The organism is Ensifer sp. 22521 (assembly GCF_052044795.1).
In the GTDB taxonomy this organism is placed as follows: Bacteria; Pseudomonadota; Alphaproteobacteria; order Rhizobiales; family Rhizobiaceae; genus Ensifer.
The window spans coordinates 234,896-246,047 of record NZ_JBQENM010000011.1 but is presented as its reverse complement, the minus strand read 5'-3'; the positions used below and the strand labels follow the sequence as shown (position 1 = coordinate 246,047).

General features: G+C 62.1%; 9 protein-coding genes. 5 read left to right on the top strand and 4 right to left on the bottom strand.

Annotated features, from left to right (window positions below; all coding sequences use genetic code 11):
- Positions 1–62 precede the first annotated feature (62 nt).
- Together ACTJKE_RS19275 and ACTJKE_RS19270 are read left to right on the top strand one after the other, a co-directional pair.
- Complete coding sequence (locus ACTJKE_RS19275) at positions 63–344, top strand: hypothetical protein (protein WP_156437194.1); 282 nt, start codon at positions 63–65, stop codon at positions 342–344.
- Positions 345–526: 182 nt separating this feature from the next.
- Positions 527–1,324, top strand: coding sequence for a C1 family peptidase (locus tag ACTJKE_RS19270; RefSeq protein ID WP_058329958.1), 798 nt, complete (start codon positions 527–529; stop codon positions 1,322–1,324).
- 41 nt (positions 1,325–1,365) lie between these two features.
- On the opposite strand, the gene ACTJKE_RS19265 is transcribed toward ACTJKE_RS19270, so the two are convergent.
- The 3 genes from ACTJKE_RS19265 to ACTJKE_RS19255 all read right to left on the bottom strand — a co-directional run bounded on the left by ACTJKE_RS19265 (position 1,366) and on the right by ACTJKE_RS19255 (position 6,465).
- Positions 1,366–4,524, bottom strand: coding sequence for an efflux RND transporter permease subunit (locus tag ACTJKE_RS19265; RefSeq protein WP_058330134.1), 3,159 nt, complete (start codon positions 4,522–4,524; stop codon positions 1,366–1,368).
- A 30-nt stretch (positions 4,525–4,554) separates the two neighbouring features.
- Positions 4,555–5,700, bottom strand: coding sequence for an efflux RND transporter periplasmic adaptor subunit (locus ACTJKE_RS19260; protein WP_058329959.1), 1,146 nt, complete (start codon positions 5,698–5,700; stop codon positions 4,555–4,557).
- 156 nt (positions 5,701–5,856) lie between these two features.
- A complete protein-coding gene (locus ACTJKE_RS19255) occupies positions 5,857–6,465 on the bottom strand; it encodes a TetR family transcriptional regulator (protein ID WP_058329960.1) in 609 nt (202 codons plus the stop codon).
- Positions 6,466–6,707: 242 nt separating this feature from the next.
- Between ACTJKE_RS19255 and ACTJKE_RS19250 the strand changes: the two genes are divergently transcribed.
- On the top strand, positions 6,708–7,676 hold the full coding sequence (locus ACTJKE_RS19250; protein WP_058329961.1) for a DUF808 domain-containing protein: 969 nt from the start codon (positions 6,708–6,710) through the stop codon (positions 7,674–7,676).
- A gap of 76 nt (positions 7,677–7,752) precedes the next feature.
- On the opposite strand, the gene speB is transcribed toward ACTJKE_RS19250, so the two are convergent.
- Positions 7,753–8,706, bottom strand: coding sequence for an agmatinase (speB, locus tag ACTJKE_RS19245; protein ID WP_058329962.1), 954 nt, complete (start codon positions 8,704–8,706; stop codon positions 7,753–7,755).
- A gap of 241 nt (positions 8,707–8,947) precedes the next feature.
- On the opposite strand from speB, the gene ACTJKE_RS19240 reads away from it, so the two are divergent.
- Together ACTJKE_RS19240 and ACTJKE_RS19235 are read left to right on the top strand one after the other, a co-directional pair.
- Entirely contained in the window at positions 8,948–10,054 is a 1,107-nt protein-coding gene (locus ACTJKE_RS19240; RefSeq protein WP_058329963.1) for an extracellular solute-binding protein, read from the top strand.
- A gap of 30 nt (positions 10,055–10,084) precedes the next feature.
- Positions 10,085–11,152 (top strand): ABC transporter ATP-binding protein, encoded by a 1,068-nt coding sequence (locus ACTJKE_RS19235; protein WP_058329964.1) that lies wholly within the window; start codon positions 10,085–10,087, stop codon positions 11,150–11,152.

The following is an 11,152-nucleotide window of genomic DNA, read 5'->3' as shown; positions in this document are numbered from 1 at the left end:
CCAAAGAGGCGCTGTCAATCGGGCTAATTCGCCCTGCCTAAAGTTTCGGGAAAAGAGGGTGAGTGGTATTTCTCATTGCAATACCAATTGCGGAAATCGAGCCTCGGGGATCGGTTCAGCCGCCCGATTTTGATCGCAAAACAACCTGGCTCAGCATCGCAAAGAGAATCACGGCGCAGCCCAGGATCGGCGAAAGGCTCAGCGGCGTCCCAAGAAATACCAGCGTGAAAAGCAGCACCCAGACCGGTTCACGGCACATGAAGACTGACGCCCTTGCCGCCGAGATGCTGCCCGCGAAACTGGAGAACTTCCGGAGTTACCCCATTAAAACTCAGGATACCTAACGTGCACGATCATGATATACTCTACCCCTGCGTGTATCAATTCGAAACATGGCGAACTGCGATCCTTGGCCGGAGCGTGGTTTAGCCTGAGCACGCCTCGAAATACCGGCGGACTGCCGGAACCTGCCCAGTGACATCATTCCTTCAACCTACGCAGCTGGAGCTGCTGACAGGAGGCCTACATGTCGGTGCATGAAGCAATTCTCGATCTCGGCTATGATCCCACCATCCGAGAGGATGGCCCACTCATCCGGCCGCAGGTGCCCGCGGCGCTGCCGACCGCGGCGACCGTCGACCCGCAATACCTCCCGCCCCCGAAGGCGCAGGGGACGCCACGCCATGTCGGCAGTCCCGGGAGCTGCGCCGCATGGGCTTCGACCTATGGGCTCGCCACCTACACGGCGGCCGCAGCGGCGAGCCAGTCCCCATCGAGCACGGCGCTGCAGGCAAGCCCAGCCCACATTTATATCGAAGTCATGAAGAGCTACGGGCAAAAGGGCTGTGCGGGATCGCGGCTTGCATCCTACCTCAACCTGCTCAAGCAGAGCGGAACGCCGAACTGGCAGACGGCCCCCTATTATCCGAACTGCCCCGAGCTCTGGTCGAGCTACGATCCCAACGCCGCCACCGATGGCAGCTTCCAGATTCCCGGCTGGGCCATCGTCGAAACCAGCGATCTCGACGCGATCAAGGCGGTCATCGCCGCCGGCGGTGCGCTATGTTACGGCACGTCGCTCAACGAAGGCTTCATGAAATACGAAGGCCCCGGCCCGATGACCGGCCCCCTCAACAAGGTCCCGAATGTCGGCCATTGCATGCTGATTATCGGCTACGACGACGAGCAGCAGGCGATCCTCATCCAAAACAGCTTCGGACAGGACTGGGGCTGCGAGTGGAACGGACGTCGCGGCTACATCTGGATGAGCTATGAGCTGTTCCAATATCTGGCTCAGGGCCAGGCCATGTATGTCACGGCCTAACCCCAAATGACTCTAGCGGTTTGTTTGAGAGTGCCGTGGCGTTATTCCGCCGCCACGGCCGGGGGATAGACGATCGACTCCTCGACCTCGGCATCCGCATTGACCTCGTCCGCCTTCTCCGGTTCCGCGGTGCTCTTCTTTGGCTCCCGGCCGAAGAAGAGCGCGTAGCCAGCGGGCAATACCAGAATGGTCAGCACCGTCGCGACCAGGATGCCGCCCATCATGGCGTAGGCAAGCGGTCCCCAGAAGACCCCGCGGGAGATCGGGATCAGTGCCAGCACCGCCGTCAGCGCCGTCAACGTGATCGGGCGGAAGCGTCGGACGGCAGATCCGATGATCGCCTCGGCGCGATCCATGCCGGCGGCAATGTCCTGGTCGATCTGGTCGACCAGGATGATCGAGTTGCGCATGATGATGCCGAGCAAAGCGATGACGCCGAGGATCGCGACGAAGCCGAAAGGGGCACCGCTGATGAGCAGGGCCGCCGCCGCACCGATGATGCCGAGCGGTCCGGTGGCGAGAACCAGCATCGCCTTGCCGAAATGCTGGAGCTGGATCATCAACAGCACGACGATGACGCCGAGCATGATTGGCGCCTTGGCGGCGATCGAGGCCTGGCTTTCGGCTGAATCTTCGGCCCCACCCTGAATGGCGATCGAATAGCCGGCAGGCAGGCTGTCGCGCAGCGGTTGCATCTCACCGAACATCTTCATCGCCACGTCGTTCGGCTGCACGCCGTCCGGCAAGGTTCCCCGCACGGTGATCGTCGGCAGGCGGTCACGGCGCCATTCGATGCCCTGCTCGAGTACCGGTACGACCTTGGCGACCTGCGAGAGCGGCACGAAGCCGCCGAAATCGGTCGGGATGTAGATGGAATCGACCGAGCTCAGCAATTTGCGGCTTTCGGCCGGCTCGCGGGCGACGATCGCCACCGTCTCCTCGCCGTCGCGGAAGTTGTCGAGCGGCGCGCCGGTGACGCTCGCCTGCAGCATCTGGCGGATGCGCTGGGATGTGACGCCAAGCGCGCGGGCGCGATCCTGGTCGATGACCAGCTTCATGCCCGCTACCGGCTCCAGCCAATCGTCGTGAACGGCGCCCAGAAGTGGGTTCTCGTGGAACTTCGCCGTTACCCGGTCGGCAATGCGCCTGACCTCTTCGCGGTCCGGACCCATGACGCGCATCTGTACCGGCCAGCCGGTCGGCGGCCCCAGGAACAGGCGGTCGACCTTGGAACGGATCGACGGGAAGTCGGCGGCAAGGATCGCACGCATCTTGGCAATCAGCCGCTCGCGCGCCGGTTCGTCCTTGGCCATGATAAGAAGCTGGGCGAAGTTCGGATTACGCAGTTGCTGGTCGAGCGGCAGGAAGAAGCGCGGGGCTCCCTCGCCGATATAGGTGGCGATGAAGCGCTTGTCCTCATCATCCATCATCCGGGCTTCAAGCGCCTTGGCCTGCTTTTCGACCTCCTTAATGCTCGTGCCCTCGGGCAGCCACAGATCGACCAGGATTTCCGGCCGCGACGACTGCGGGAAGAAGTTCTTCGGAATGAACTGGAAGGCCCAGAGGCTGACGAAGAAGATGGCGAGCGTGGTCGAAAGCACGATGATGCGATGGCGCACCGCCCAGGCAACGGTCGAATGCAGATGACGATAGAAGCGCGTGTCGAAGACGTCGTGATGGTTTCCGGCGTGGCTGCGCTGCTTCAAGAGCATGTTGCCGAGCCAGGGCGTGAAATAGACCGCAACGAACCAGGAGACGACCAGCGCGATGCCGACCACATAAAACAGCGAACGTACATATTCGCCGGCGGTCGAGGCGGCAAAGCCAACAGGAATGAAGCCGGCGGTGGTGATCAGCGTGCCGGTCAGCATCGGGAAGGCGGTGGAGGTATAGGCGAAGCTCGCGGCTTCGACCTTGACCAGTCCCTCCTCCAGTTTTCTTTCCATCATCTCGACGACGATCATGGCGTCGTCGACCAGGAGGCCGAGCGCAATGATGAGGGCGCCGAGCGAGATGCGCTGCAGATCGATGCCAAGCTCGTACATGATGGCGAAGGTCGCGGCGAGCACCAGCGGGATGGTGATCGCGATCACCAGGCCCGAGCGCCAGCCGATCGACAGGAACGATACGATGAGCACGATCGCCAGCGCTTCGCCGAGCGCCTTCATGAACTCGCCGACTGCTTCCTTGACGACCTCAGGCTGGTTGGAGACCTGGTCGACACTGACCCCATAGGGCAGCGACGTCTCGAAGCGCTGATAGGTCTCTTCGACCGCCTTGCCGACATCCGTCACCTTGAAGCCCTTGGCCATGACGACGCCGATCTGGACGCTGTCCTGGCCGTTGAAGCGGAATTTGCGCGAATAGGGATCCTCGAGCCCCGAGGTCACCGTGGCGATATCGCCGAGGCGCGTGACCTGGCCGCCGGCACGAAGCCGGAGGTTCTTCAGGTCCTCGACCTTGTCCAGGCCGCCTTCGACCGAGATGCGCACCGAGCGCGTGCCGGTGTCGACGGAGCCTGCAGGATCGATATTGTTCTGGCCCGCAATGGTGCTGCGCAGATCGTTGAGCGTCAGGCCGCGTTCGGCCAGCACCTTCGAGGAGACGTCGATATAGATCTTCTCCGGCTGGTCGCCGATGATCACAGCCTTCTCGACGCCCGGCGTCGTCAGCAGCATATCGCGCGCCTGGATCGCGAATTTCTTCAGCTCCGGATAGCTGTAGCCCTCGCCGCTTAGTGAATTGAGCGTGATGAAGGTGTCGCCGAACTCATCGTTGAAATAGGGGCCGAGCAAGCTTTCGGGCAGTTCGTTGGAGATGTCGCCGACCTTCTTGCGCACCTGGTAGAATGCGTCCGCCACCTGCTCGGCATTGGTATCGCCCTCGACCTGCAGCGTGATGATCGCACTGCCGGCGCGGGTGTAGGAGCGCACGAAGTCGAGGTGCGGCGTTTCCTGTAACTTGCGCTCGATCTTGTTGACGACCTGGTCCTGCATTTCCTCGATCGAGGCGCCAGGCCAGAAGGCTTGCACCACCATGACGCGGAAAGTGAAGTCCGGATCCTCCTTCTGCCCCATGCGCATCAGGCCGAAGGCGCCGGCGAGAATAATGAGGCCGAACAGGAACCGCGCCATGCTCGGATGCGCGATCGCCCAGCGCGAAAGGTTGAAAGGCCGCTTTTCTTCGGAAGAGGAGGTCATCATCGGCTCGGTTCCGCTATCTTGGTGACGTCAGCGCACGACGGTTTCGGCTGCGGCAGCAGCCTGGTGCGTCGTATCGTTGGAGATCGTCACCTTGAGATCGTCCGTCATGAACTGCGTTCCGGCGGCAACAACGAGATCGCCGACTTTGAGGCCTTCGGTGACCCGCACACCATTGGTGGTGAAGTCTGCAAGCGTGACCGGGCGGCTGCGGACGGTTTCCGTACCGCGGTCGACGACCCAGACGATCGGATAGCCATCCTTCTCAGCCAGCGCGCTCAAGGGTACCGAGACGAACGACACGCCATTGCCGGCAGAAGCTTCGATGGTCGCGGTCATGCCGAGCAGGACGCGTTGGTCGTTTGGCAGACTGACACGCACCGAGAAGGTGCGCGATTGCTGGTCGGCGCTGCCGGCAACCTCGCGCACCGTGCCATCGAGCGACAGGCCCGCATCGGACCAGATCCCGACCTTCACCGGCAAGCCAGCCTTGAAATTGCTGATTTCCGTTTCGGGTACTGCGACCTGGACTTCCTTTTCGCCTTCGACGGCAACGGTGGCGACCGGCGTGCCAGAACCGACGACCTGGCCGACATCGGCGTTGATCGAGGTCACGATGCCCGGCCGGTCGGCGACGAGGCTGGTATAGACCACCTGGTTTTTCGCCTGTGACAGTGCCGACTTCGCTGCATCGCGCGTGGCGACAGCCTGGTTGTAACCCAGCACCGCCTGGTCGAACTGGGCCTGCGAGGCGAATTTCCTGGCAAGCAGCTGCTTGGCGCGGTCGCGCACCAGCTCGACCGTTTCGACCTGACGCTCGGCCGCATCCAGATTGGCGGACGCGCTGCGCACCGCGAGCTCGTAGTCGGTCGGGTCGATGCGGGCGAGAAGATCGCCAACCTTGACGCGGTCACCGACATTGACGACGCGCTCGACGATCTTGCCACTGACGCGGAAGCCGAGATTCATCTCGGTCCGTGCCCGCACGGCGCCGGAATAGCTGAGCTGGCGTACATTGTCGGCCTGGGCGATCTCGACGACCTTGACCGGGCGCACGACTTCAGCAGTTTCGGACTTTTCTTCCGAGCAGCCGGCAAGCGCCGCCGAGAGGGTCGAAATCAGCGCAACGGTGGCAATGAATGAAATACGGCGGCGAAATTCAATCGGCATAAACATAGTCGCACTCCTGAAAAATAGGCCGACGCCGCATTGGCGCCGGAAGCAGTCCGGCTAGAGCGCCGTGCGTTCAGATGAACGCGCAAAGGACGCTCTAGCACTTTGATTCTAGAGCATCTTTCCGCTTCGAGTGTTTCCACTTGAGAGCGGGATGCTCTAGACCTTCAGTCCCTTGATCGCGAATTCGACCAGCTCTTCCGGTGCCGCGCGGTTTGTCTTGCTGAGACACTGCGCAACCATTTGCGGATGACAGAGCGTGACGGTCGCCGCACCGAAACAGCGCGACGCCGCATCGGCGTCCTGTTCCGGGAACTCGCCGGCGGCGATGCCTTCGCGAATGACGTCGGCGAGAAGCGCGTCGAGCCTGTCGATATGCTTGTCGATGACGTGCCACTCGCGTTCGATGGCAACGACCACCATTTCATGCACCTTGGTATCGTCGAGCATGAGCTCGACGGTCATCTGATGCTGCGCGTGTACGTAACGGCGCAGCCGCTCGCTCGCACTCAATGGCAAGGCGCAGATCTCCCGGGCCATCTGGTAGCTGGCCGCCAGCATGCGGCCGCAGATCGCCTGATGGATCTCCGTCTTCGAGGCGAAGAAGCGGTAGATGTTCGCCGGCGACATGCCGAGTTCCTTTGCGATGTCGGCGACATTGGTCTTGCTGTAGCCGAAATGCCGGAACAACCGCTCCGCTGCGTCGAGGATCCGCGTGATGTTGTCCTGGCGCGTCTGATCCACGACGTTATCATTGCTCACCGGCATCGTTTGCCTTTCGATTTACGACTGACGAATTTTGTATTTCGTCAGTCGTAAATCGAAATGAGACACTCGTCAACGAAAGAATGCGCTCGCACGTTCACGATTTGATAACCAACATTGAGCTCGCCGCGAGAGGCCGACGACCTTTCAATGTCACCCGGCTGTCGTTGACTCGACACGCTATGGTGGTTACTGGCGCTTCTGGAGCCGCGTTTCTCGGATTCTTCTCAAGGGGTTAGCTACTTATGGCCACAGGTCTCATCGCCCTCCTCGACGACATCGCAGCCATCGCCAAGATGGCGGCCGCTTCGCTGGACGACGTGGCGGCCCAGACCGCGAAGGCCAGCGCCAAGGCGGCCGGCGTCGTGATCGACGACGCCGCGGTGACGCCGCGATACGTGGTGGGGCTGACGCCTGAACGGGAACTGCCGATCATTGCGCGGATCGCCCTTGGTTCGCTGAAGAACAAGTTGCTATTCCTGCTGCCCGGCGCACTGCTGCTCGGCTATTTCGCGCCCTGGGCGATCACGCCGCTGCTGATGCTCGGCGGCATCTATCTCTGCTACGAGGGCGCCGAGAAGCTTTACGGCGCAATTTTTCCGCATGCGGCCCACGCGCACGAGGAAGCGGTGCTCGGCGAAAAGAGCGATCCGGTGGCGCTTGAAAACGAGAAGGTTGCCGGCGCGATCCGCACCGACTTCATTCTCTCGGCCGAGATCATGGCGCTGACCTTGTCGACCGTCGCCGATGCCGGCATCTACATGCAGGGCACTGTACTCGCCGGCGTCGGCATCCTGATCACGCTCGCCGTCTATGGGGTCGTCGCCCTGATCGTCAAAGCCGACGACGCCGGCGTCGCGCTGGCGAAGAACCCGCTGTCCGCCCTGCGCGTTCTCGGCCGCGGCCTCGTTCTCGGCATGCCCGCATTCCTGAAAGTTCTTGCCGCGATCGGCACCGCGGCCATGCTCTGGGTCGGCGGCAGCATCCTCGTGCATGGCATGGCGCAACTGGGCCAGGCCGGGCCGGAACATTTCATCCACGATGTCTCCGAAAGCGTTGCCCACACGCTGACGGTCGCCCCGGCGGTCGTCGGCTGGTTCACGACCTCGGCGCTCCAGGCCCTGCTTGCCATCGCCGTCGGCGCCGCAACCATCGTCGTCATGGGCAACGTCGTCGCGCCGATCTGGAGCCGCCTGCGGCCGGCAAAGAGCTAGATACTTTCGCAAACATGGATCGGGAAGGAGGCCGCCCGCGGCCTCCTGATAATTGATTTCCGATCTCTTCGGCGGCCTACCGCTTGTACTTCACGCCCGGCAGCACGCAGAGCATTTCGTAAAGCAGATTCGCCGCCGTGATCGCCGTCGTTCCCGTCGTATCGAAAGGCGGGCTGACCTCGACGAGATCGGCGCCGACGAGATTGAGACCGCGGCAGCCGCGGATGATTTCGATCGCCTGGATGACGGTCAGCCCCCCGATCTCGGGCGTGCCGGTGCCCGGAGCATAGGCCGGGTCGAGGCTGTCGATATCAAAGGTCAGATAGGTCTTGTGGTTGCCGATCTTCGCACGGATGCCGTCGATCAGCGGCACGAGTGACTTGTGCCAGCATTCCTCGGCTGGGACGACGGTGAAGCCCTTGTCGCGCGACCAGTCGAAGTCATCGGACGCATAGCCGGTGCCGCGCAGACCGATCTGGAACACAAGATTGGGATTGAGACAACCATCCTCGTAGGCGCGCCGGAACGGCGTGCCGTGCGCGATCTTTTCGCCGAACATCGTGTCGTTGATATCCGCGTGCGCGTCGACATGGATGAGGGCGACCGGCGCGTGCTTTTCGGCAATCGCCTTCAGGATCGGGTAGCTGATCGTGTGATCGCCGCCAAGCGTCAGCGGGATGCAATCATGCTTGAGGATCTCGCCGATGTTGCGGGTGATGATCTCCATGTTGGCCGGCAGGTTGAAGGTGTTGATGGCGATGTCGCCGATATCGGCCACCTGCAGGCTTTCGAAGGGTGCTGCCCCCGTCGCCATGTTGTAGGGGCGGATCATCACGGATTCGGCACGGATCTGCCGCGGCCCGTAACGCGTGCCGGAACGGTTGGATGCGCCGATATCCATCGGGATCCCGACAAAGCAGGCATCGAGGCCTTCAGCCGACGTCGCGGTGGGAAGGCGCATCATCGTGCCCGGCCCACCGAAGCGGGGCATGTCGTTGCCGCCCAGCGGCTGATTGAATTTCTCATCCATCGAAGCTCTCCCTTTTGATTTCGCCGGAACCCTATCAGGCGCTGCAGGCCGAGAAATGCCCATTGATCGAATGTTACTTCGATCGCGATCAAACCAACATGTTTGACGCAGCGAAGGCAGGCGTCGATTGCCATTTACGTCGACACCTGGCTCGCCGCACCTAGCCAAAGGGAGTGTTGCCCTCGCAGGACCCGCCAATCACTTTGGCGAAAACAAAAATACGATGTCCTTGGGAGGAACTATGCAAAACTTGACCCGCACCGCACTGCGCTCCATGTTTGCGGCATCGCTCGCCGCTATCTCGGTCTCAACGACTGCCCAGGCGCAGGACAAACTCTTCATCTACAACTTCTCCGACTACTTCGCCGAAGACACGGTCTCGAACTTCCAGGCCCGCACCGGTACCGAAACGCGCGTGGACTTCTACGATTCGCTCGAAGTGCTCGAAACCCGACTGCTCGCCGGCGGCAGCGGCTTCGATGTCGCCTTTCCAAGCGCCACGGTCGGTGAACGCCTCATCCAATCCGGCGCACTTAAGCCGATCGATGTCACAGCGCTCAAAAACTACGGCAATCTCGACAAGGACCTGCTGAAGCTCGTCGCCGAGCATGACCCGGAGAACAAATATCTGGTGCCCTACATGTGGCTGACGACAGGCGTCGCCTACAACGCCAAGCTCGTGGCTGAGCGTCTGCCGGACGCGCCGGTCAACAGCCTCGACATGTTCTTCAAGCCGGAGGTCGCCCAGAAATTCCAGGATTGCGGCATCGGCATCGTCGATGCGCCGAACGAGGTCATCCCGATCGCGCTCAACTATCTCGGCCTCGATCCTTACTCCACCAAGCAAGACGACCTCGACAAGGCGAAGGAGCTGCTGCTCAAGCTTCGCCCCTATATCCGCCACATGCAGAGCGGGCAGCTTGTCGCCGACATGGCGTCGGGCCAGCTCTGCCTGGCGCTGATGTGGAGCGGCGATGCCGGCATTGCCGCTGCCCGCGCCGAAGAAGCCGAGACCGGCGTCAAGGTCGACTATTCGATCCCGAAGGAAGGAACGATCATCTCCTTCGACACGATGGCGATGCCGGCCGATGCGCCGGATCCGGAGCAGGCGCTGGCCTTCATCGACTATATCCTCGAGCCCAAGACGGTCGCGGCCATCAGCAACCACGTCTTCTACGCCAACGCCAATACCGCGGCGACCGCCGAAGTCGATGCCGGGATCCGCGACAACCCGAACATCTATCCTCCTGCCGAGGTCCGTTCGAAGCTCTTCGTCGACAAGTCGCTGCCACCGCGCCAGACGCGCGAACGCACCCGCGTCTGGTCGGCATTCAGGGCCGGCCAGTAAGCGATCCGTCAATAGCAGGACCAGAACACCGTGCAATCCTATATTTCGATCGAGAACCTGGCGAAGTCCTATGGCGTCGTCACCGCTGTCAACAACATCAATCTGGGCATCGAGAAGGGCGAGTTCTTCTCGCTTCTTGGCCCCTCGGGTTGCGGAAAGTCGACGCTGCTCCGGATGATCGCCGGCTTCGAGACGCCGACATCCGGCGCCATCAAACTGGAAGGGGCCGATGTCACCGACGTTCCGGCGCACCGGCGACCGACCAACATGATGTTCCAGTCCTATGCGCTGTTCCCGCATCTGACGGTCGGCCGGAACGTCGCATTCGGATTGCAACAGGATGGTCTCGACAAGAGCGAGATCAGGAAGCGTATCGACGAGGTTGCGGAGAAGCTGCAGCTTTCGGCGCTGCTCGACCGCAAGCCGGCGCAGCTTTCGGGCGGCCAGCGCCAGCGCGTGGCGCTCGCCCGTGCGCTGGTCAAGCGGCCGAAGGTTCTGCTGCTCGACGAGCCGCTCGGGGCGCTCGACAAGAACCTGCGCACCGAAACGCAGCTCGAACTCGTGCGCCTGCAACGGGAGCTCGGCCTCACCTTCATCATCGTCACCCACGATCAGCACGAGGCGATGACAGTCTCCACTCGCATCGCCATCATGAAGCAGGGGCAGGTGCTGCAGGTCGGCTCGCCTTCGGAAGTCTACGAAACGCCCCAGTCCCGTTATGTCGCCAAGTTCCTTGGCGAAACGAACGTGTTTGCAGGTAGCCGGGCAGATCGCAGCGGCAGCGAGCTGCAGATCGACAGCGACGAAGCCGGCGGCCGGCTGCATGCGGCCTTTACCGACCGCGTCGCGCTCGATGCGCCGTTCTGGGTCTCGGTCCGCCCCGAGCGGGTGGAACTCGCGACTTCGGGCAGTGGTCTCGAAGGCACGGTTGAACAGCTCACCTATACCGGTGTCGAGCGGCACTACCGCGTCCGGCTGAAATCTGGTGCGACGCTCGACGCACGCCGGGTCAATCTCGGAGCCGAGAACGATCTTGGCGTCGGCGACCGGGTGTTCGCAAGCTGGTCGCCGCAGGCAAGCCGGCTGCTGGCCGAATAG

Bases quoted from the DNA above. Each gene is read 5' to 3' on its own strand.
- ACTJKE_RS19270 (WP_058329958.1), top strand. From the start codon at position 527: ATGTCGGTGCATGAAGCAATTCTCGATCTCGGCTATGATCCCACCATC.
- ACTJKE_RS19265 (WP_058330134.1), bottom strand. From the start codon at position 4,524: ATGACCTCCTCTTCCGAAGAAAAGCGGCCTTTCAACCTTTCGCGCTGG.
- ACTJKE_RS19260 (WP_058329959.1), bottom strand. From the start codon at position 5,700: ATGTTTATGCCGATTGAATTTCGCCGCCGTATTTCATTCATTGCCACC.
- ACTJKE_RS19255 (WP_058329960.1), bottom strand. From the start codon at position 6,465: ATGCCGGTGAGCAATGATAACGTCGTGGATCAGACGCGCCAGGACAAC.
- ACTJKE_RS19250 (WP_058329961.1), top strand. From the start codon at position 6,708: ATGGCCACAGGTCTCATCGCCCTCCTCGACGACATCGCAGCCATCGCC.
- speB (WP_058329962.1), bottom strand. From the start codon at position 8,706: ATGGATGAGAAATTCAATCAGCCGCTGGGCGGCAACGACATGCCCCGC.
- ACTJKE_RS19240 (WP_058329963.1), top strand. From the start codon at position 8,948: ATGCAAAACTTGACCCGCACCGCACTGCGCTCCATGTTTGCGGCATCG.